18 protein-coding genes are annotated in these 20,610 nt (G+C 72.1%); 4 read left to right on the top strand and 14 right to left on the bottom strand.

Translation table 11 applies throughout. The features are described 5' to 3' along the window. Positions 1-2: 2 nt before the first annotated feature. The 10 genes from ACPWUT_RS03565 to ACPWUT_RS03520 form a co-directional block, all read right to left on the bottom strand. The gene (locus tag ACPWUT_RS03565) at positions 3-1,376 is read right to left on the bottom strand and encodes a polysaccharide pyruvyl transferase family protein (RefSeq protein WP_425840698.1); all 1,374 of its coding nucleotides are present in this window, start codon (positions 1,374-1,376) and stop codon (positions 3-5) included. A gap of 29 nt (positions 1,377-1,405) precedes the next feature. Continuing rightward, positions 1,406-2,152, bottom strand: coding sequence for an ABC transporter ATP-binding protein (locus ACPWUT_RS03560; RefSeq protein ID WP_284529765.1), 747 nt, complete (start codon positions 2,150-2,152; stop codon positions 1,406-1,408). After that, the gene (locus ACPWUT_RS03555) at positions 2,152-3,042 is read right to left on the bottom strand and encodes an ABC transporter permease (protein WP_284529763.1); all 891 of its coding nucleotides are present in this window, start codon (positions 3,040-3,042) and stop codon (positions 2,152-2,154) included. The genes ACPWUT_RS03560 and ACPWUT_RS03555 overlap by 1 nt, the downstream gene beginning before the upstream one ends. Before the next feature lie 99 nt (positions 3,043-3,141). Further along, positions 3,142-5,364 carry an SH3 domain-containing protein gene (locus ACPWUT_RS03550; RefSeq protein ID WP_284529760.1) on the bottom strand — a complete coding sequence of 741 codons (2,223 nt, stop codon included), beginning with the start codon at positions 5,362-5,364 and terminating at the stop codon, positions 3,142-3,144. Between the two features lie 80 nt (positions 5,365-5,444). Next, a complete protein-coding gene (locus tag ACPWUT_RS03545) occupies positions 5,445-6,629 on the bottom strand; it encodes a glycosyltransferase (protein ID WP_425840693.1) in 1,185 nt (394 codons plus the stop codon). Between the two features lie 9 nt (positions 6,630-6,638). Then, positions 6,639-8,096 (bottom strand): LCP family protein, encoded by a 1,458-nt coding sequence (locus ACPWUT_RS03540; RefSeq protein WP_425840690.1) that lies wholly within the window; start codon positions 8,094-8,096, stop codon positions 6,639-6,641. 28 nt (positions 8,097-8,124) lie between these two features. After that, positions 8,125-8,592 (bottom strand): 5-(carboxyamino)imidazole ribonucleotide mutase, encoded by a 468-nt coding sequence (purE, locus tag ACPWUT_RS03535; protein ID WP_425842172.1) that lies wholly within the window; start codon positions 8,590-8,592, stop codon positions 8,125-8,127. 120 nt (positions 8,593-8,712) lie between these two features. Then, positions 8,713-9,840: a 5-(carboxyamino)imidazole ribonucleotide synthase gene (locus tag ACPWUT_RS03530; RefSeq protein WP_425840687.1), complete on the bottom strand. Its 1,128-nt coding sequence runs from the start codon at positions 9,838-9,840 to the stop codon at positions 8,713-8,715. A gap of 89 nt (positions 9,841-9,929) precedes the next feature. Further along, positions 9,930-10,484, bottom strand: coding sequence for a PH domain-containing protein (locus ACPWUT_RS03525; RefSeq protein WP_284529755.1), 555 nt, complete (start codon positions 10,482-10,484; stop codon positions 9,930-9,932). Between the two features lie 110 nt (positions 10,485-10,594). Next, a complete protein-coding gene (locus ACPWUT_RS03520) occupies positions 10,595-11,395 on the bottom strand; it encodes a biotin--[acetyl-CoA-carboxylase] ligase (protein ID WP_425840684.1) in 801 nt (266 codons plus the stop codon). A 121-nt stretch (positions 11,396-11,516) separates the two neighbouring features. Between ACPWUT_RS03520 and ACPWUT_RS03515 the strand changes: the two genes are divergently transcribed. Both ACPWUT_RS03515 and ACPWUT_RS03510 read left to right on the top strand, forming a co-directional pair. Next, a complete protein-coding gene (locus tag ACPWUT_RS03515) occupies positions 11,517-13,106 on the top strand; it encodes an acyl-CoA carboxylase subunit beta (RefSeq protein ID WP_284529752.1) in 1,590 nt (529 codons plus the stop codon). Beyond that, on the top strand, positions 13,103-13,354 hold the full coding sequence (locus tag ACPWUT_RS03510) for an acyl-CoA carboxylase epsilon subunit (RefSeq protein WP_425840681.1): 252 nt from the start codon (positions 13,103-13,105) through the stop codon (positions 13,352-13,354). The genes ACPWUT_RS03515 and ACPWUT_RS03510 overlap by 4 nt, the downstream gene beginning before the upstream one ends. Positions 13,355-13,689: 335 nt before the next feature. Here the strand turns inward: ACPWUT_RS03510 and ACPWUT_RS03505 are convergent, their stop codons facing one another. Genes ACPWUT_RS03505 through ACPWUT_RS03490 form a run of 4 tightly spaced genes read right to left on the bottom strand, consistent with a single transcriptional unit; the run spans position 13,690 to position 18,006 of the window. Then, complete coding sequence (locus ACPWUT_RS03505; RefSeq protein ID WP_425840678.1) at positions 13,690-14,754, bottom strand: hypothetical protein; 1,065 nt, start codon at positions 14,752-14,754, stop codon at positions 13,690-13,692. Next, entirely contained in the window at positions 14,751-15,983 is a 1,233-nt protein-coding gene (locus ACPWUT_RS03500; protein ID WP_284529748.1) for a sensor histidine kinase, read from the bottom strand. Before ACPWUT_RS03500 ends, ACPWUT_RS03505 begins: the two co-directional genes overlap by 4 nt. Beyond that, on the bottom strand, positions 15,973-16,629 hold the full coding sequence (locus ACPWUT_RS03495) for a response regulator transcription factor (protein ID WP_284529747.1): 657 nt from the start codon (positions 16,627-16,629) through the stop codon (positions 15,973-15,975). Before ACPWUT_RS03495 ends, ACPWUT_RS03500 begins: the two co-directional genes overlap by 11 nt. Positions 16,630-16,638: 9 nt before the next feature. After that, positions 16,639-18,006: a class I SAM-dependent RNA methyltransferase gene (locus ACPWUT_RS03490; protein ID WP_425840674.1), complete on the bottom strand. Its 1,368-nt coding sequence runs from the start codon at positions 18,004-18,006 to the stop codon at positions 16,639-16,641. Between the two features lie 40 nt (positions 18,007-18,046). Between ACPWUT_RS03490 and ACPWUT_RS03485 the strand changes: the two genes are divergently transcribed. Next, complete coding sequence (locus ACPWUT_RS03485) at positions 18,047-18,712, top strand: Maf family protein (protein ID WP_425840671.1); 666 nt, start codon at positions 18,047-18,049, stop codon at positions 18,710-18,712. A 78-nt stretch (positions 18,713-18,790) separates the two neighbouring features. Next, positions 18,791-20,557: an acetyl/propionyl/methylcrotonyl-CoA carboxylase subunit alpha gene (locus ACPWUT_RS03480; RefSeq protein WP_425840668.1), complete on the top strand. Its 1,767-nt coding sequence runs from the start codon at positions 18,791-18,793 to the stop codon at positions 20,555-20,557. Positions 20,558-20,610 lie beyond the last annotated feature (53 nt).

Here is a 20,610-nt window from a genome sequence, read left to right as displayed (position 1 = left end):
CCTCAGCGGCCGCGCACGCGCCGCACGACCCGGCCGAGACGCCGGCGGACGCGGCGCGCGAACCCGACCGGTGCGGCGGGGGCGGAGGGCGTCGCCGGCGCGGCCTCGGCGGCGGCACGCGCGGCTTCGGCGCGGGCGATCTCGAGGGTCATGCGGCTCCACTGCGCGTTGCGGATCGCCAGCACCTCCTCGACACGGTCGGCAGGGCCGCCCGTGGCCGCCCACTCCTTCACGTGCTCCACGACCGAGAGGATGTTCTCGTGAGCGCGGCGGCCGAGCTCCTGGCCGCGGTCGTCCGCCGGCATCGCGAGCGCCTGCGCGGCGGCCTCGTTCATCTGCGTGTGATCGATCCGCCAGGGCATGTCGGCATCCCAGGTGCGCACGTAGTCGTCGACCTTGCGCTTGGCGAAGCTCACGCGCGGCACACCGTAGGCGGCGGAGATGATGCGCCCGTGCAGCGAGCTGCCGATCCACAGCTTGGCCCCCGCGATCTCGTCCACGCGCTCCCACGGGTCGATGGTGCGGCTGATCTCCAGACGGCGAGACGGGTCTGCCCGCAGGACCAGGTCGCGGATCTGCTCGTACTGCTCGAACGAGTCGTGCCCGGGAGCGGTGCCGGCGGTGAAGAGCCGCACCGGGTGGTCGCGCAGCACGTCGCTGTCGATGATCGCCTGCGCGAAGGCCTTGATGCCGTATCGCTTGACGTGGGTCGTCGACGCCTGCAGCAGGACGTAGTCTCCGGGGACCGCGTCGGCCGGACGCGGGCGGGTGATCGCGATGGAGTGCACGAGATCGGGCTCGAGGCGATGCTCGATGCCCTCGGCGGCGAGGAAACGGCTGGCGGCGGAGTCGCGCACCGTGATGCGGGTGGCCTCGTGGAGGAGGCCCAGCATTCCGGCGCGGCGGATCGAGCCGAGCCCGCGGATGCCGGCGAGACCGACGGAGTTGAGCACCAGCGCCGCGCGGACGTTCTTGGGGTAAGCCGACGGACGCGGGATGTAGGGCGATTCCATCGGCACCGCGCCGAACTCGGCGGCGATCATCTCGCGCCGCTCCTCGGGAGTCGCCGCGTCGTAGACGCGCGTCGCCTCCTTGTCATGGCGGGTGCGGAACGCGTAGTCGACGCTCGTGCCGCCGACCTCTCCGCCGACGGTCCAGATCGCGTCGAAGGCCTCCGACTCCAGCAGCGGTCCGTAGGTGGGGATCTCGAGCCCGATGAGATCCGTCATATCGGCGGCGAACGGGGCCGCGTAGACGACGTCGGCGTCGCCGAGGTACTGCGCTGTGATGATCTGGAACAGCAGATCGCCGAAGTTGTCGCGCTCGTAGGCGCCCACGCAGAGGATGCGCGGACGGCGCGCGGTGTCGTCGGTCATGTGTCGTCTTTCGGGTCGGGAGGTGGTCGTCACTTGGTCTCGATGTGCGTCAAGGCTTCGTCGATCGGTCCGTCGAAGATGACGTTCCCCTTGCGGATGACGACACCGCGCGTGCACAGCGAACGGACGGTGTTCTTGCTGTGGCTGACCACCATCATGGTCACGCCGCGCTCGGCGAGCTCCTTGAGCTTCTTGTTGCACTTCGCTCGGAAGGGGGCGTCGCCCACCGACAGCACCTCGTCCACGAGCAGCACGTCGAGTTCGACGTGGATCGCCACGCTGAAGGCCAGCCGCATGAACATGCCGGACGAGTAGTGCTTGACCTCCTGGTCGATGAAGTCGCCGATCTCGCTGAAGGCGACGATCTCGTCGAACCGCTCGCGGGTCTCCTTCTCGGTCATCCCCAGGATCGCCGCGTTCAGGAAGACGTTCTCGCGACCGGTGAGGTCGGGGTGGAACCCCGCGCCGACCTCGATGAGGCCCGCGACGCGGCCGCGAGTGAACACGCGGCCCTCATCGGGCTTCAGGACGCCCGAGACGAGCTTGAGGGTGGTCGACTTGCCCGAGCCGTTGAGCCCCATGATGGCCACCGACTCGCCCTCGCCGATGACGAAGGACACGTCGTTGAGCGCCTGGAACTGGGTCGCGCGGACGGGCCGGCGCTTGATCACGTTGATGAAGGCGTCCTTCATCGAACGGGTGCTGCGGCGGTTGAACCATTTCGAGACGTGCTCGACGACGATGCGGGGCTGCTGCTGAGCGGTGGTGGTGGTCATCACAGATCCTGGGCGAAGGTGCGCTCGCACCGGCGGAAGACGTACTGGCCGACGACGAGGGAGAAGACGATGACACCGCCCGCGGCGAGCAGGTGCCACTCGAATCCGGGGGCCCACATGAGGTTCGCCGGGGCGGGCCGGTGTGCCTGCACGCCGGGGAGGGTCGCCCAGAAGGCGTGGTGGAAGAGCTCGACGGCCACCGCGAGGGGGTTGGACATGTAGAGGTGGAAGAGCCAGGGGATGTCCTTGGCGGCCTCGGCGACCATCGCCCAGCTGTAGAGGATCGGCACCGACCACGTCGCGATCGTGCGGATGATCTCGACCACGTTGCCCGCGTCGCGGAAGCGCACGTTGACGGCCGAGAAGAACAGGCCGAGCCCGACGACGAAGGCGATCACGACGGCGATGCCCGTGAGGATCATGGCGATCGACCCGATCGTGGGGACCCAGCCGAACAGCAGGCTCACGAAGACCAGAACGGCGAGCTGCGGCAGGAAGTGCGTGAAGGCGCCGACGATCGCCGCGAGCGGGAACAGCTCGCGCGGCAGGTAGATCTTGCGGACAAGCGCCTTGTTGCTGACGATCGAGGAGGTGGCCGCCGACAGCGTCTCGTTGAACAGGTTGACGAGCACGAGACCGCTGAAGAGGTAGAGCGGGAACGACGGCAGGTTCCGGTGCATGCCGAGGATCTGTCCGACGACGAGGTAGTACACGAGGAACTGCACCGTGGGTCGCACGTACGACCAGAACCAGCCGAGCACGGAGTTGCGGTAGCGCAGCGACGTGCTCTTGCCGATCAGCAGCCGCAGCAGGTAGCGGTAGCGGATGACGTCGAGGATGCCGCGGCCGCGCCCAGGCGTGTCGAAGGCGCTGTAGTCGATCTGTGTCACGGGTTTCCTAGCAGATGAGGGCTCCTGGCGGAGGGTACGGCCAGGCAGGCCAACGGCCATCCTAACGGAACGCCGCTGAGCCGACCCTGGACGCGGGCCTCACTTCAGGTACGAGCCGTGCACCCATCCGGTCCGCGTTCCCACGACGACCTTCCGCCACACGCCGCTCGTCGCGGTCACCCTGACCTTCGTCCCCTTGGCGAGCACGGTGATCACCTTCGCGCTCGTCGACGCGGAGCTGCGGAGATTCACCCCCGTGGTCGTCGTCCTGATCGTCGTCGAGGTCGCGGTGACGGCCTTCAGATACTTCCCGGCGACCCAGCCCGTGCGGCTGCCGACGGTGACCTTGCGCCAGGCGCCGCTGGTGGCGGTCACCGAGACCTTGGTCCCCTTCTTCAGGACGACGAGCACCTTCGCGGACGTGGACGCGCTGGCGCGGAGGTTCAGCGACGTGGTCGTCTGCATCGCGACCGGCTTGGGCACGACGCCCAGCTGACTGCCCGGCATCCATCCGGTCTTCGTGCCGACCTTCACGGCGCGCCACGTCCCGAACGTGTCCAGGACGGTGACCTTCGTCCCCGGCGCCACCTTCGTGACGACCTTCCCGGACGCCGATGCGGTGACGCGGACGGAGGCGGTGACCTTCGTCTGGCGCGTGCGCGGGGCCTCGGCCTGCGGCGCGGCGGCGACGAGCTTGGACGTCGCGATCCAGCCCCTCTGCGCACCGAGGGTGACCGCGCTCCACTCCCCCTGCGCGGAGGTCACGGTGACCTTCGCGCCGGTCCGGACGGTGGTGACGAGCGTCGACGATCCCGCGGCCGGCCGCAGGTGCGTCGGCGAGCTCGCGAACATCGTCGAGCTCGGGGCGGGGGTCGGCGTCGGAGTCGGGGTCGGCGTCGGAGTCGGAGTCGGGGTGGGCGTCGGAGTCGGCTTCGGCGTCGCCGACGGGGTGGGCGTGGGCTTCGGCGTGGGGATCGGCGCAGGGTCGGAGGCGGGCTGCAGCGAGACGTAGGCGCTGTGGACCCAGTACGACGAGCTGCCGACGGTGATGCGCCACCACACGCCGTAGGTCGCGGTGCGGGTGTACACGGCGCCGAGCTTCACGGTGATGCGGCCGGTGTCGCACGCGGTCGAGGGCGCCTTGCGCGCGTTGAGGCTGGCGGTGGCGACCACGGCCTTGCCGGAGGCCTTCGTGATGCTGGAGCTGGCGGGCACGGCGCAGGCGTCGCCCGCCGGGGTCCCGGTGGTCACCTTGAGCGCCGACTTCGCCACCCAGATGCTCGCAGAGCCGCTCTTCACGCGCAGCCAGGCGCCGTACGTCCCGGTCACGGTGACGGTGGCGCCCTTGGCGAGGGCGACCGTCCCCGACGCGCATTTGGTGGTCGGTGCCTTGCGGCCGGTCGTCGCGGTCGTGACCGACGCGGTCCCCGAGCCGGCGGTGACGTCGGCGGAGGCCGGCACGGTGCACGCGGCGACCTGTCCCGGAGCGCCCGTGGCACTCGAGGCGTCCGGGGCGAACCAGCTCACGTAGTAGTTGTAGAAGTTGCGGTTGCCGTAGGTCGAGCAGCTGTCGCCGGTTCCGGATCCGGCGGCGAGAGCGGCGATGTTCGGCCGGTACGGCGTGTAGATGTACAGGTTCGCCGTCGCCTGGTTCTTGATGAACACCTTCGACGAGCCGCAGGAGCTCGTCGGGTGCCACTTGATCGTGTTGACCTGCCCGGCCCGGTAGTTGTACGACGTCGGGTTCTTCGTGTACACCTGCATCTGCCGCGCGCCCTTGAGCACCTGGTTCACGAATCCCGCGGCCGCTTCGTCGCAGGGCGCCGTGTCCGGGCACGCCTGGCCCATGGCCGCGCGGTACGACCACTCGGAGGGGGCGCTCGAAGTCACCAGGCCCTGCTCCTTCTGGAGCATCACGAGGATCACCTTCGGGTTGATCCCGCACGCCGCCGCGGCGGCGGCGATGACCGTGGCGGCCGAGGCCGCCTTGCGGGCCGTCACCGAGGTGCAGTACTTGTCGGCGGCCTTGGCGGGCACGTCCGTCCGGAAGTTCTTCAGGCACTCGGGGCCGGAGGTCGCCCGGCACGTGGGGACCTTGCTGTTGAGGAAGGACTGGATCTGCGAGGTCGTCATCGAGTCGCTGTCGAAGAACTCGGCGTCGCTGATGATGAAGCCGCCGTCCTGGATCGTCGACGGGAGCGCGGTCGCAGCCTGAGCGGGGGCGGGCGGGGAGAAGGTCAGCATCCCCGCGACAAGCGACAGGACAGCGACGACGAGCGCCAGGGGGGAAAGGGCGCGACGGGGTTCCAGTCGGGGGGACATGTGACCATTGTTACGGAAGTCAACTTCCGTTACCACCCCGAATTCGGAACCCGTGGTCCGACACGCCGTTTCCAGAACGCTCAGAGGTCGGCGTGCAGCTGCCAGACGCGCTCGGCGGCGCCGTCCCACGAGAACGCACGTCCTCTGTCGCCTGCCAGTACGGCGAGCCGCTCGGCGGTGGTCGTCGAGCCCAGCGCCGACGCCAGCGCCTCCCCCAGCGCAGCGCCGATGTCCCCACCGTCGGCATCCACGAGCAGACCGCCCTCGGCGAGCACCTCGCGATGCACGTCGGATGCGGCGGCGACGACCGGCACACCCAGTCGCAGGGACTCGATGAGCCGCCAGGGGAACGCCGACGCGGTGGCCGCGGCGACGTGGGCCACGGCGCCGCCGAAGACCGCGGCGCGGTCGTGGACCTCGAGGGCAGGACGCACGTGCACCCGGGACTCCGCGATGCCGGCGGCGGCGGCGAGCTCGGCGATCGCCGGCTCGGCTCCCTCGGGGGCGTCGATGACGACCACCGGGAGGTCGACCGCGGCGTGCGTCACCGCCTGGAAGCCGTGTGCGAGCCCGTCGGAGGCCTGCGCGGACCCGCTCAGCAGGACGAATCCCTCGGGCAGCCCGAGGGAGCGCCGCCGCCCGATCTCGTCGGCGGGCACGCGGAACCCCGCGGGCGGAGCGCCGGAGATCACCCGCAGCCGGTCGCCGAGCTTCGCGATGCCGGCGAGGCGCTGGGCGGCGGCGTGCGTGGGGACGACGACGGCGTCCGCGTGGCGCACGGCGCGCTTGAGCAGCGCGCGCTGCATGGCCAGCTGCCCCCGCGTCAGCTCCTCCGGCCGCTCCCACGCATCCAGGTCCCAGAGCGTGACGACGGTCTGATCGTGGTCGTGGACACGGTCGTGCCGGACGAGCGGCGCGATGAGCGAGGGTGCGTGGATGAGCCCGCCGCCCACGCCGGTCGGCATCCCGAGCTGCCATGCGGCGATGAGCTCGCGACGCCCGAGGGCCAGCCGGGTGACCCCGGCGATCCCCGGGACCAGGTCGGCCACATCGGGGCCGCCCTCGCCGCTCGCCGACGACGCGGCCCTGGCCGGCGCGATCGCCTCGACCTCGCACCCCTCCGGCGCCGTCGCCACGAGCCCGCGCGCGAGCTCGACGGCGGCGGTCGCGAGGTCGGCGTCGGCCGCCGGAACGGCCGGCTCGGAGGCGGCGAGTCGCCCCGGCGCGATCGGCCGGTCGAGCACGATACGCAGGGTCGCGGTCATGCGTCGAGCCTACTGATCGCCGTCGCCCGGAGACGGCGAGGGGGTCGCCGGGTGAAGCGTCGCGTCCACGAGCTCGTGGACGACGGTGAAGTCGGGATCGTCGGGATCGATCCCGTTCTCCTGCGTGAGCTCGATCGTCGACATCTCCTGCTCCTTGGCCTTCACCGCGAGATCGGCGAGGTAGGACAGCATCGAGGCCGGGATGTCGGTGTGCACGATCTCCGAGCCCGCCTTGGAGATGTCCTGGAAGCGGGTGAGGACCGTCGCCGGGGTGAACTGGTCGAGGATCGCCGCCTGCAGCTGGCGCTGGCGCTTCATCCGGTCGTAGTCGCTCGTCGTGTACCGCGACCGGGCGTACCACTGGGCGGTGTCGCCGTCCATGTGCTGCCGGCCGGCCTCGATCCAGCCCGTGATGCCCGACAGCGACCCGTCCGCGTTCTTGTGCAGGGCGCCCTTGGGCAGTCGCTCCTTCACGGTGATGTCCACGCCGCCGAGCGCGTCGATGAGCGCGGCGAAGCCGTCCATGTCGACGAAGACGAAGTACGGGATCTCGACGCCGAGCACACCCTCCGCCGCGTCGCGGGTCGCCTCGATGCCCGGAGTCGAGCCGAGCGCGGCCGCCTCGGGATACATCGCCTCGCCGTCGAGGCAGAGCCCGACCTCGGTGTTGAGCTGGTTGATCTTGTTGTCCCACCCGCAGCTCGCGTCCGCGTGGCCCTCGTGGCCGTTCGGGTAGCGGTCCTTCATCGGCCCGTCCGAGAACGGCACGTTGCGCATGTCGCGCGGGATGCCGGTGATCGTCACGGCGCCGGAGTCGGCGTTGACCGAGACCACCGAGATGCTGTCGAAGAGCATGTGGGTGCGTCCCGACCCGCTGTCGGCACCCAGGAGGAGGAAGTTGTAGTAGCCGTCGGAGGGCGGCACGCTGGGGCCGCCGCCGAAGACGGACGCGATCGTGTCGCGGGCCGAGCCCGCGACCTGCGAGGCGTAGACGGCACTGCCCGACGAGACCACCAGCAGCCCGACGGCGAGCGCGGCGATACCCACCCGCGCCCGCCCGCGCACCTTCACCAGGCGCACGAGCCGGAGCGTGTCGATCGTCAGCACCACCCAGAGCACCGCATAGGCCAGGAGCACGAACTGCGCCACAAGGAGCACGAACCAGTTCGCGAGGATGCCGACGGTCGCCTGCCACGAGATCAGCGCGGCACCGAGGACGAGGACCAGGAGGGTCCAGAGGACGAGGGTGGAGGCGATGCCGATCCGCCCGAGGCGGCGGTGACCGGCCAGCGACTGCGGGGCGCCGGGAAGGAGGAAGTTCAGCACGACGAGCCACCAGCCGCGGCGGGTCATGACGGCGTCCGACGAGGTGTCCGGGGTGCGCAGGGAGTACGGGTTCCACTGCGCGGACGACCTCGGCGCGGCGGGTGCCGTCCCCGCGCGGCGGGGCGGGCTCGCGACGCTCACCGGGTCGTCCCCGGCGTGGCCGCCCGCGTCACAGCGACTCCTTCAGGCGACGGTTCTTCTCCTCGACCTGGCGCTCCAGGTCGCGGGCGTAGCGCTCGACGTCGTCGGCGACCGCGTCATCGGCGGCGCCCAGGATGCGGGCGGCGAGCAGGCCGGCGTTCTTCGCGCCGTTGATCGACACCGTCGCCACCGGGATGCCGGCGGGCATCTGCACGATGCTCAGCAGGGAGTCCATGCCGTCGAGGGTCGCCAGCCGCACGGGAACGCCGATCACCGGCAGCGCCGTGACCGAGGCGAGCATGCCGGGCAGGTGCGCGGCGCCGCCGGCGCCGGCGATGATGACGCGCAGTCCGCGGGCGCGCGCGCCGCGACCGTAGCTCAGGAGCTTGTCGGGCGTGCGGTGGGCCGAGACCACCTCCACCTCGTGGGCGATGCCGAAGTCGCTCAGCGCCTGCGAGGCGTCGCTCATGACCCGCCAATCCGAGTCGGAGCCCATGACCACGCCGACCAGCGGCGATGCGGAGGAGTGCAAGGGTCGAGTCACCCGACCAGGCTAGGCGTCGAGTCTGGAAAGTCCCCGGAACGGCGCGCGCTCACGGGGCAGAGTCGGGGCGGATCAGTCGGCGAAGTACGCCGCCGCCGCTCGCGCCTCGTAGACGACCGCGTCGAGCTCGTCGCCCACGACGTTGACGTGCCCCACCTTGCGTCCCGGGCGCGGCGCCTTGCCATAGGTGTGCACCTTGGCCGACGAGTGGGCGGCCAGCGCCGCCGGCAGGCGGTCCTCGAGCGCATCGTCGACGGGTCCGCCGAGGATGTTGACCATGACCGCCCACGGCGCCCGCGGCGACGGATCGCCGAGCGGCAGATCGAGGACGGCGCGCAGGTGCTGCTCGAACTGACTCGTGACGGCGCCGTCCTGGCTCCAGTGGCCGCTGTTGTGCGGGCGCATGGCCAGCTCGTTCACGAGCAGCCGCTCGTCGGTGGTCTCGAACAGCTCGACGGCCAGCATGCCCGTCACGCCGAGTCCCTCGGCGATCCGCGAGCCGATCTCGGCCGCGACGGCGGCGACCCGCCCTCCCTCGTGGGGTGCGGGTGCGATGACCTCCGCGCAGACGCCGTCGCGCTGGACGGTCTCCACGACCGGGTAGACGCGGGTCTGACCCGACGGGCGGCGGGCGATCTGCTGGGCGAGCTCGCGGGAGAACGCGACGAGCTCCTCGACGAGCAGCTCTTCCCCCGGCGCGAGCGCGGCGAGCCAGTCCGCGGCCTCGTCCGCATCCCGCACGACCCGCACGCCCTTGCCGTCGTACCCGCCGCGGGGGGTCTTCACGACGCCCCGGCCGTCGTGGCCGTCGAGGAACGTCTGGAGACCCGCGGCGTCCGAGACGGCCGCCCACTCCGGCTGCGGAAGGCCGAGCTCCTCGAGTCGGGCGCGCATGAGCAGCTTGTCCTGCGCGTAGAGGAGTGCGTCGGGCCCGGGGTGGACGGCGACGCCGTCGGCGACGAGGGCGCGGAGCACCTCCTGCGGGACGTGCTCGTGATCGAAGGTGACGGCGTCGACGCCGCGCGCGAACGCCCGCACCGTCTCCAGGTCCCGGTAGTCGCCGACCGCGGTCGCGGCCAGCCCGGCCGCCATGCCCTCCTCCTCGGCGAGCACGCGGATCTCGATCCCGAGCTCGACCGCGGGCGCGATCATCATGCGGGCCAGCTGCCCTCCGCCGACGACTCCGACCTTTACCGACATGATGCCCTTCCGCTGCGCGAGCGCCTGGCCGACGGGATTGCGTCGTCCGGCGGGTTCCATCTTCCCAGGTCGCGCGCCGCGACCGCTCGTCAGCGCGCGTCGGCGATCGTCGGGGTCGCGTGCGAGTCGCGGTGCGCGAGGATCTGGCTGATCTCCACCTGATCGGCGAGCGTCTCGTGCACGAGCCGCACCGCCGGGATGTCGGCGAGGCGCAGCGGGGCGTCCACGCCGTTGGACAGCGAGAGGGTCCCCGCTCCCCACAGGCGCTGCAGCGGGCCGCGCTTCTCGGAGATCGTGTAGCCCCGCGCATGGGTGACCTCGCGGCGGGTGCGGCTGACCAGCCCGGACTGCTCGACGACCCGTCGCGTCGTGATCGTGTAGGTGTGCGCGAGCCACCGGAGGTAGGGCACCACGACGAGCAGGAGCACGACGAGCGCCGCGGCGGACCACAGCATCCAGTCCTCGAACGGCGCGGGGAGGTTGCCCGAGAAGTACCCCACCGCCCCGGCGACGACGACGAGCACGAGGGCGCTCCAGAACAGCCGTCGGGCATGACGGCGCAGACGCACGAGCCGGAGCTCGGGCGCGGCCGCGCCGGGAGCCGGCGTCAGCGGCCGTCCGGAGTACGCGGTCGGCTGGGTCACGCGTCCATTGTCACCGAGGCCTGCGACACGGCGGGGTCGGCGCGCCGCCGGGCCGGTGACGTCCGCTCACCCGCGCCGCGAGCTCCGGTCACCCGCGCCGCGAGCTCCGATCACGAGGGCGCGGGACCCGAGGTGGCGCGCACGTGCACGACGTCTCCGGCCGAGACCACCGCCTCGGTGCCCGCGGTCGCCACCACCAGGCGGCCCTCGGCGTCCAGCCGCTCCGCGCGACCGTCCAGCGTGGTGCCGTCCGGCAGCGACACCGCGACATCGGACCCGAGCGTCGTGCACACCGCGGCGATCTCCTCCGCAACGCCGCCGCTCCCCGACACCGACAGCGCGGCGATGCCGTCGCGCAGCGCCGTGAGGTAGTCGGCCACCAGGCGGTCCTCGTCGACCTCCCGTCCGAGCGCGGCGAAGGAGGTCGCCGTCGGCAGCGGCAGATCCGCCTCGGTCATCGTCGTGTTCACTCCGGCCCCCACCACGACGCGGTGCGGGTCCGACGCCAGCACCTCGGTGAGGATGCCGCTGATCTTCAGATCGCTGACCAGCACGTCGTTGGGCCACTTCAGCGCGACCTCCAGCCCCACCAGCTGCGCGGCGATCGCCCGCCGCATCGCGGCCCCGGCGACGAGGGGGATCCAGCCGCGGTCGGCGTGGGCGACGGCACCGACCTCCAGGAGCACGGAGACCGCGAGGGCGGTTCCGGGCGGGGCCGTCCACGAGCGTCCGAGCCGTCCGCGACCGGCCCGCTGATCGCGGGTCAGCAGCACGGACAGGTGCGGGTGGCCGAGCGGATCGGCTGCGGCGTCGGCGAGGAGCGCGGCGTTGGTCGAATCGACCGTGTCGGCGACCTGGAGGCGAGGCGAGACGGCGGCGGCGAGCGGATATCCGGGATCGGCGTGAGACATGGCCGCCACGATACGCCCGTCCGCGGCGGCAACCCGTCTGGCCGGGACCGACAACGCCTGCCCCCGCGCGTTGTGGCCGCCTGCCAACCGGCGGCGGGATGCGCTCGCTAGGGTGGAACGCGTGACCGACCAGCCCGACCTGTCCACGACCGCCGGCAAGATCGCCGATCTGCGTGCACGCTTCCAGGAGGCCGTCCTCGACGCCGAGACGGTCGCCCAGCAGAAGCAGCACGCGAAGGGGAAGGGGACGGCGCGCGAGCGGATCGAGCAGCTCGTCGACCCCGGCAGCTTCGTCGAGCTCGACGAGTACGTGCGCCACCGCACCAGCGCCTTCGGCATGGATCGCTCCCGTCCCTACGGCGACTCGGTCGTCACCGGCGTCGGGACGATCCACGGCCGCACGGTCGCGGTCTACTCGCAGGACTTCTCCACGTTCGGCGGGTCGCTGGGCGAGGTCGCCGGCGACAAGATCATCAAGGTCATGGAGTTCGCCCTGCGCGGCGGCATGCCGATCGTCGGGATCCTCGACTCGGGCGGCGCCCGCATCCAGGAGGGCGTCGTGGCCCTCGGCAAGTACGGCGAGATCTTCCGCCTGAACACCGCGGCCTCCGGCGTCATCCCCCAGATCTCGATCATCATGGGGCCGGCCGCCGGCGGCGCCGTCTACTCTCCCGCGCTGACCGACTTCGTGGTGATGGTCGACAAGACCAGCCAGATGTTCGTCACCGGGCCCGACGTGATCAAGACCGTGACCGGCGAGGACGTCGGCATGGAGGAGCTGGGCGGCGCGTACACGCACAACACCCGATCGGGGGTCGCGCACTACCTCGCCGAGGACGAGGACGACGCGATCGACTACGTCCGCACGATGCTCGGCTTCCTCCCCGACAACAACATGGCCGAGCTCCCCGACTACGAGCACTCGTTCGAGTTCGAGACCACCGACGCCGACCGACTGCTGAACACGATCATCCCCGACTCCCCCAACCAGCCCTACGACATCCACGAGGTGATCCGCGGCATCGTCGACGGCGCCGAGTTCCTCGAGGTGCAGCCGCTGTTCGCCCCGAACATCGTGATCGGCTTCGGGCGCATCGAGGGCCGCTCGGTCGGGATCATCGCCAACCAGCCGTCGCAGATGGCGGGAACGCTCAACATCGAAGCCGGCGAGAAGGCGAGCCGCTTCGTCCGGTTCTGCGACGCGTTCTCCATCCCCATCGTGACCCTCGTCGACGTCCCCGGCTACCTCCCGGGCACCGATCAGGAGTGGACGGGCGTCATCCGGCGCGGCGCGAAGCTGCTCTACGCCTACGCCGAGGCCACCGTGCCCCTGGTGACCGTGATCCTCCGCAAGGCGTACGGCGGGGCGTACATCGTCATGGGATCCAAGCAGCTCGGCGCCGACATCAACCTCGCGTGGCCCACGGCCGAGATCGCGGTGATGGGCGGCCAGGGCGCCGTGAACATCCTCTACCGGGGCGAGATCAAGCGGGCCGAGGAGGCGGGCGAGGATGTCGCCGCCGTCCGCACGCGCCTGGCCAACGAGTACACCTACAACGTGGCCTCTCCGTTCCTTGCGGCCGAGCGCGGCGAACTGGACGGCATCATCGAGCCGGCCGCCACCCGCGTCGCGGTGGCCAAGGCCCTGCGGGCGCTGCGCGGCAAGCGCGCGAGCCTCCCCGCCAAGAAGCACGGGAACATCCCGCTGTGACCGGCGTGGGCGGCGACGACGGCGGGGCCGCCCCCGCCGATCCGGGTCTGCGCATCGAGGTGCTGCGCGGCAATCCCGACGCCGAGGAACTGGCGGCGGCGGTCGCAGTCGTGAGCGAGTCGTACCGCTCCGAGGCCGCCGCCGCAGTGGCCGAGGAGGCACGCGCCCGCACCGCCTGGCAGCTCAGCGCGCGGGCCATGCGCCAGCCCCTGCGGCGCGAGCTCGGATGGGGCCGTTTCGGCGGCTGAGAGCGCCCTGCCACGGGGTCCGGCAGGCCTCCGCGGAGATGTCCCCCAAAATACCTACAGACATTCCCGGGGCCCCGTCGCACACTTGAACTGCTGGAACGCTTCTGCGTTCGGTCGATCTCCTCTCTGAGTACGGATCGGCCAGCGAGTCGGTTTTCGGGTAACCGCTCGCGCAGGCGAGGGGCGGGCGGCTTCGCCGCCCCTCGCCTCCCTCCCCCTCCTTCGACCACCGTCGTCGGCGCGCACGCGCGAACGTCGTGCGCAGCGCAGGACACCGCGTCAGGATGCGCGTCAGGACACGCTCCGCAGGCCGTCCGCAGGCGGATCTCGGCGTCTCAGTCCTCGACGCCCACGCGATCCTGGGCCTCCGCCGCGCCCTCGACGGCCTCGGGCTCCCGGACGGCCGGCCAGCGGATCTCGTGCCAGAGGTCCACGACGTCCTCGCCGTCGGGATCGTCCTCGCTGCGCGAGCGGCCCACCACGGTCACCGCGATGCTCTCGTGCTGCGACGTGCGGATGAACACGCGCTCGGAGCGCGCATCCGACAGCGCCTTGGCGAGCTCCCCGCGGATGACGGTGAGCTGATCCTCGTCGACCCCGTCGAGACCGCCCTCGTCGAGCATCGTGACCTCGGTGCCGCGGCGGCGCACCGCTTCCAGCTGCACGCGCACGTCGTCGTCGAGCAGGCGGCGACCGCGCAGCTCGTCCCGCAGCCGTCCCTCCGTCAGGCGCGCCTGGGCCCGCTCCTCGTCGTCGAGGACTCCCCCGGTCTCGATGACCCGGGTCAGCACGGGACCGGCGAGCGCGATGGCGCGCTGGACGGTGACGCGCCGCTCGCGACGGCGTCCCGACTGCGACGCGAGCCACTCGGACGAGGAGCGCTGGAGCTCGGTCAGCTCCGCGGTGTCGCGGGCGGCGCGCGCCATGAGACCGGTCACCAGCTGGGCGATCCCCACCCACACCACGGCGCCCACCGCACCCAGGGACAGCGCGTTGACGATGCCGATCCAGAAGCTCCCGGTGACCACGATGATCGCGACGCCGAACCAGGCCGCCCACACGCGCCGGCGGACCACCAGGATCGCCATCAGCGCACTGATGCCGCCGAGGCCCCAAGTGGCGTAGGCCTGCAGTCGTGCGTCGGTGCCCGCGGCGAACCAGGTGACGTTGGGGACGATCACCGCGGTGACCAGGGAGAGGACCACGAGCCACACCGGCAGCGGTGCGGTGACGGGATTCCAGAAGATGCACAGCCACACCGTCACGAGGTAGAGGCCGATCGCCCCGACCATGAGCAGCGGATGATCGGGCGTGACGGTCCAGATCATGCCGCCGACGGCCAGGTAGGCCGTGAAGACCACACCGAGCGACGAGAGCGCCGAGCGCATCGAGACCCTCATGCCTGCCTCTCCCAGTAGAGCGTCACGCGGGTGCCGCCGGGACCGCTCTCGATGCGCGAGCTGCCGGCGACGGCCGCCACGCGCGCGGAGATCGATCCGCGGATGCCCAGGCGGTCGTCGGGCACCGCGTCGGGATCGAAGCCGGGCCCTTCGTCTCCGATGAGGATCTCGACGTCCCGATCCCCGGCCGTGACGACGACGACGAGGCCGGCGGCGTCGGCGTGCTCGACGGAGTTGGCGATCGCCTGCGTGGTCGCGAGCACGAGGGCGCGCGCGACGCGGCCCGGCAGCGACCACGTCTGCGCGGGGAGGCGGCCCGACACGGGCGGACCCCCGCACTCCGCCGAGGCGCGGTCCAGATCGGCGACGAAGGAGGCCAGCGGAACGGGCGCGTCGGACCCCTCGCCCGCGTCCTGGTCGACGTTGGCGAGCCGGGTGAGCGCCTCGCGCGCCATCGAGACGGCGAGCGAGCGCTCCCGCGGGGTGCGGGCGCGCTCGGCGGCGATGAGGGCGGCCAGCACGCTGTCGTGCATGAGGGCGGCCACCGCCACCCGCTCCCGCTCCGAGGCGTCGGCGGCGGCCGCGGCGGCGTAGGAGCCGACGGCGTCGCGCCGGGCGGTGTCCATCTGCACGGCCACACTGCGGAGCATCCATCCGAGGACGAGGAACACGAGCGCCAGGATGATGGCGAACACGACGTCGAGCAGGGTCGCCTGGAGTCCGGCCGGTCCCACCTGGATGGTGCGGACGATGCCGTAGAGCACCGGGATCAGCACCGCCCAGACGATCTGCAGCGGCATGGAGAAGGCCAGGACGGCGGCGACGGTCCCGACGTTCAGCAGGAACCAGATCCACGGCTCGGAACTGCCGGCGTTGTCGCGGCCCGCCGTGGCGGCCGGCCACGCGATGAGCACGAGCGGGAAGACGATCGCGAACACGCCGGCGCAGGCGCGGGTGGCCAGCCCCGTCGAGCTCGCGACCACCATGACGATGAGCGGCACGAAGACGGCGACGACGAAGGCCATCCGCCAGAGCGGACCCTCCTGCACCGAGGTCAGCGCGTTGAAGAACGCCTGCGCGCCCAGGACCGAGCAGCCGAATCCGACGACGACGCCGAGGATCCGCTCCACCCGAGCCTGGGAGAACCGCTCGCTGCCCGCCGCCGCGGCCTCGCCGGGCGGAAGGATCGGCCGGAGCGACACGGCCCCGGACGGGAGCTCAGACGTCACCCTCGGCCTCGGTCACGAGTCCGTCCTCCATCGCGCGGCGGAGGAGATCGACCTTGGTCGGCGCGGGGCGTCCCACGTCGATGTACTTCACCCGCACCCGCGTGATGTTCTCCTTGGCCGTGGAGTACGCGATGCCCAGGCGGTCCGCCACGGCCTTGAGCGGCAGGCCGGTCGCGTACAGCCGCAGCACGTCGCGCTCGCGCGAGGACAGCTGGGCGTCGGCGAAGGCGCGGTCGCCGTCGACGGCGCTGGCCCACTCGACGTTGTCCAGCGGCTCGCCGGCCGCCACGATGCGGATGGCGCGGATGACGTCGTCGATGCGGGACGACTTGCTGACGACACCGGCGGCACCGGCGGCGAGCGCCTCGCGCACGGCTGCGGGCCGGTCGGCGACGCTGTGGATGATGACCTCGGAGCCGTCGGCGGTGAGCCGCACGACGTTCTCCGTCACCGTCGTGCCGTCGCCGAGGGTGAGGTCGAGGACCACGACGTCAGCCGGTCCGCTCGGATCGAGGACACGCCACTTCATGTAGTCCGTGACCGTGTCGCCCGAGAACACGACGTCCTTCTCGGCCTCACGGGCGCATGCCGCCTCGAGTCCGAGGCGCACGGATTCGTGGTCGTCGATGAACGCCACACGAGTCATGGCCCCAGCCTAACGACGCGAGTGGTCACGAGTGAGGAGGACGAGCGCTTCGATGTGATGAGAGTTCGGGAAGAGGTCGTAGCCGTGCACGGCGCCGGCCCGGTATCCGAGCGCGGCGAAGGTCGCCAGGTCGCGGGCCAGGGCGACCGGATCGCACGCGACGTAGGCGACGTGGGCGGGCTGGAGCGACGCGACGCGCTCCACGACCTCGCGGCCGGCGCCGGCGCGCGGCGGGTCGAGGACGACCACGCCGCCGCGCAGCCGCGTCCGCTCGGCGGCCGAGGCCGACGACGCGAGGTGGGCGAGCCACCGGTCGACACGGCCCGTCTCCGCCCGCGCCCCGACCCAGTCGGCGAGGTTCGCCCCCGCGTGCTCGGTGGCGCGCGCATCGGACTCGACCGTGGTGATGCGCGTCGCGGGGCCGCCGACGCCGGCGACGGCGGCGGCGAGCAGGCCCACGCCGCCGTAGAGGTCCAGGTGCCACGCGTCCGGGTCGACGACCCCGTCCGCGCCCGTCCCCGCCTCGCCGAGCAGCGCGGTCAGGGCCGCGCTGAGCGTGTGCGCGGCGAGCCGGTGCACCTGCCAGAATCCTCCGGCGTCCACCCGGAACGGCCTGCCGCCGACCATCTCCACGACGGTCTCCGCCGCGGCGGGATCCGTCGCAGCGCGCGCGGGCCCCCCGCCGCGGCGAGGTCCCCGCCGCGGACGGTCCGCCGCGTCGGGGCGGGCGATCACGCGCACCCCTCCGTCGGCGGGCTGCACGAAGTCCAGCCGGCCCGGTGCCGCCTGCCGCCCCTGCAGCGCGGCGGCCGCGATCCCCGGGGTCGCCAGCGGCAGCTCGTCCACCTCGATCACGCGATGGCTGCGCGCGGCGAAGGGCCCGACGCGCCCGTCGGCGTCGACGTGCATGCTGACCCGCGTGCGCCAGCCGGTCCCGTCCGCGCTCTCGGCCCCGCCCGTCCCGCTCGGCAGCGCCTCCGACACGGACACCGGAAGGTCGAGGCCCCCGATCCGCTGGAGCGCGTCGCGAACGACCCGCGTCTTCAGCTCGCGCTGATGGGCGAGCGCGATATGGCCGAAGTCCGCGCCGCCGGGCCGCCCCTCGGGCGGCACTCCCACGTCCGCCTGGGCCCACACGTGGGGGCGCCGGTGGGGGGACGCGGTCACCACGTCGAGCACCTCGCCGCGCCAGAAGGACGGCTTCGACCGGTCCGTCAACCGCACGCGCACCCGCTCGCCCGGGATGGCGTCGGGGACGAAGACCACACGCCCGCCGCGGTCGGCGCTCCCGTCGTCGAGGCGCGCGACGAAGACGCCCCCGTGCGCGACGTCGGTGATGTCCAGCTCGATCTCCGGGCTGTCTTCGCTCGTGGCCATCCTCCGACTCTCCCACACCGCCGCTCGATAGCGTGGGGGCATGCACGTCTGCCTCGCCTCGACCTCCCCGGCCCGTCTCATGCTCATGCGTCAGGCCGGCATCGAGCCGTCGGCGCGCGCCCCGCGTGTGGACGAGGAGGCGGTGATCGCCGAGGTCGAGGCGCGCGAGGGCCGCACCCTGCCTCCCGGCGAGCACGTGCTCCTGCTCGCGCGGCGCAAGGCCGCCGACGTGGTCGCGGCCCTCGCCGAGGACGAGCCCGGCTTCGAGGGCCTCGTGGTGGGCGGCGACTCGATGTTCGAGCTCGACGGCGAGGTGCTCGGCAAGCCGTACACGCCCGAGGCCGCCACCGCCCGCTGGCACGCGATGCGGGGAAGGACGGGCACCCTCCACTCCGGCCACAGCGTCTTCCTCGTGGTGCCGGGGGCCGCCCCTGTCGAGGCCCACGCCGTCGCCGACGCCGAGGTCACCTTCGCCGCCGACGTCACCGACGCCGAGATCGACGCCTACGTCGCCACGGGCGAACCGCTGCTGGTGGCCGGCGCCTTCACCGTGGACAGCCTCGGCGGCGCCTTCATCACGCGCGTGGTCGGCGACCCCTCCACCGTCGTCGGCATGTCGCTCTCGACGGTGCGACGCCTGGCCGCGGAGCTCGGCGTGCCGTGGACACGGCTCTGGAACCGCGGCGACACCGCCCCGGCCTCGTAGGGTCCCGCACACGATCCCGCGGCGATCTTGTGCGAGTGATCCAAAGGTGGTCGCCGCGTCGTGGGTAGGCTGGCACCCATGCCTCACATCGCCAAGGTCCTCATCGCGAACCGCGGCGAGATCGCCGTCCGCGTCATCCGCGCCGCCCGCGACTCCGGCAAGGCGTCGGTGGCGGTCTACGCCGACCAGGACCGCGACGCCATGCACACCCGCCTCGCCGACGAGGCGTACGCCCTCGAGGGCGCCACCAGCGCGGAGACCTATCTGTCGATCGAGAAGATCCTCTCGGTCGCCCGCCGCTCCGGCGCGGACGCGGTCCACCCCGGCTACGGATTCCTCGCCGAGAACGCCGACTTCGCCCGCGCGGTGATCGGCGCCGGCCTCACCTGGATCGGCCCGTCGCCCGAGGCGATCGAGGCGCTCGGCGACAAGGTCACCGCGCGGCACGTCGCCGAGAAGGTCGGCGCTCCGCTGGCTCCGGGGACGCCCGGTCCGGTCGACGGCGCCGACGAGGTCATCGCCTTCGCCCGGGAGCACGGCCTCCCGATCGCGATCAAGGCCGCCTACGGCGGCGGCGGACGAGGCCTGAAGGTCGCCCGCGAGCTCGACGAGGTCGCCGAGCTGTTCGAGTCGGCCACCCGCGAGGCCATCGCCGCCTTCGGGCGCGGCGAGTGCTTCGTCGAGAAGTACCTCGACAAGCCCCGCCACGTCGAGACCCAATGCCTCGCCGACGCGGAGGGCAACGTGGTGGTGGTCTCCACGCGCGACTGCTCGCTGCAGCGCCGTCACCAGAAGCTCGTCGAGGAGGCGCCCGCCCCGTTCCTCACCGAGGAGCAGAACCGCATCCTCTACGAATCGTCCAAGGCGATCCTCAAGGAGGTCGGCTACGTCGGCGCCGGCACGTGCGAGTTCCTGATCGGCGCCGACGGCACGATCTCGTTCCTCGAGGTGAACACGCGACTCCAGGTCGAGCACCCCGTGTCGGAGGAGGTCACCGGCATCGATCTCGTGCGCGAGCAGTTCCGTCTCGCCGAGGGCGGCGTGCTGGACTACCCCGACCCCGAGCCGCAGGGTCACTCCCTCGAGTTCCGCATCAACGGCGAGGACCCGGGGCGCGGATTCCTCCCCCAGCCCGGCCGCATCCACCAGTTCAAGACGTTCGGCGGTCCCGGCATCCGGCTCGACTCCGGCGTGACGGCCGGAGACAGCGTCTCGGGCGCCTTCGACTCCCTGCTCGGCAAGATCATCGTCTCCGGCCGCGACCGCGCCGAGGCGCTCGAGCGCTCGCGGCGCGCGCTCGACGAGTTCGAGGTCTCGGGCATGCCGACGGTGCTCCCCTTCCACCGCAAGGTCGTCCGCGATCCCGCCTTCACCGCGGAGGACGGCCGGTTCGGCGTGTTCACCCGCTGGATCGAGACGGAGTTCGACAACGACATCGCGCCGTGGGACGGCGAGCTCGAGTCGCCCGAGTCCGGCGAGGCGCGCCACACGGTGGTCGTCGAGGTCGGCGGCAAGCGCCTCGAGGTGAGCCTGCCCGACCGCATCGCCCAGGCCCCCACCAAGGTCGGCCGCCCCGCAGCGGTGCCGCCGTCCCGGCGCTCCCATGCGCCGACCGTGAACGCGGGTGCCTCCGGCGACGCCGTGAAGTCCCCCATGCAGGCGACGATCGTGAAGGTCGCCGTCGAGGAGGGCCAGCAGGTGGTCAAGGGCGACCTCGTCGTCGTCCTCGAGGCGATGAAGATGGAGCAGCCGCTGCAGGCGCACAAGGACGGCGTCATCGGCGCGATCAACGCGCAGCCGGGCACGACCGTGCCCGCCGGGCACCAGCTGCTCACGATCTCCTGACCCGCGCCGACGCGCCGGGGCCTGCTGACAACACCGCCCTCGCGGGTTAGCGT

The sequence above is a fragment of the Microbacterium sp. PA5 genome (genome assembly GCF_049860775.1).
Lineage (GTDB): Bacteria > Actinomycetota > Actinomycetes > Actinomycetales > Microbacteriaceae > Microbacterium.
Note: the sequence above shows the minus strand (reverse complement) of the source record. Positions and strands in the feature narration are given on the sequence as shown.

Coding starts and splice junctions, on each gene's coding strand:
- ACPWUT_RS03565 (WP_425840698.1), bottom strand. CDS start 1,376: ATGACCGACGACACCGCGCGCCGTCCGCGCATCCTCTGCGTGGGCGCC.
- ACPWUT_RS03560 (WP_284529765.1), bottom strand. CDS start 2,152: ATGACCACCACCACCGCTCAGCAGCAGCCCCGCATCGTCGTCGAGCAC.
- ACPWUT_RS03550 (WP_284529760.1), bottom strand. CDS start 5,364: ATGTCCCCCCGACTGGAACCCCGTCGCGCCCTTTCCCCCCTGGCGCTC.
- ACPWUT_RS03545 (WP_425840693.1), bottom strand. CDS start 6,629: ATGACCGCGACCCTGCGTATCGTGCTCGACCGGCCGATCGCGCCGGGG.
- purE (WP_425842172.1), bottom strand. CDS start 8,592: ATGGGCTCCGACTCGGATTGGCGGGTCATGAGCGACGCCTCGCAGGCG.
- ACPWUT_RS03530 (WP_425840687.1), bottom strand. CDS start 9,840: ATGTCGGTAAAGGTCGGAGTCGTCGGCGGAGGGCAGCTGGCCCGCATG.
- ACPWUT_RS03520 (WP_425840684.1), bottom strand. CDS start 11,395: ATGTCTCACGCCGATCCCGGATATCCGCTCGCCGCCGCCGTCTCGCCT.
- ACPWUT_RS03505 (WP_425840678.1), bottom strand. CDS start 14,754: ATGAGGGTCTCGATGCGCTCGGCGCTCTCGTCGCTCGGTGTGGTCTTC.
- ACPWUT_RS03495 (WP_284529747.1), bottom strand. CDS start 16,629: ATGACTCGTGTGGCGTTCATCGACGACCACGAATCCGTGCGCCTCGGA.
- ACPWUT_RS03490 (WP_425840674.1), bottom strand. CDS start 18,006: ATGGCCACGAGCGAAGACAGCCCGGAGATCGAGCTGGACATCACCGAC.
- ACPWUT_RS03485 (WP_425840671.1), top strand. CDS start 18,047: ATGCACGTCTGCCTCGCCTCGACCTCCCCGGCCCGTCTCATGCTCATG.
- ACPWUT_RS03480 (WP_425840668.1), top strand. CDS start 18,791: ATGCCTCACATCGCCAAGGTCCTCATCGCGAACCGCGGCGAGATCGCC.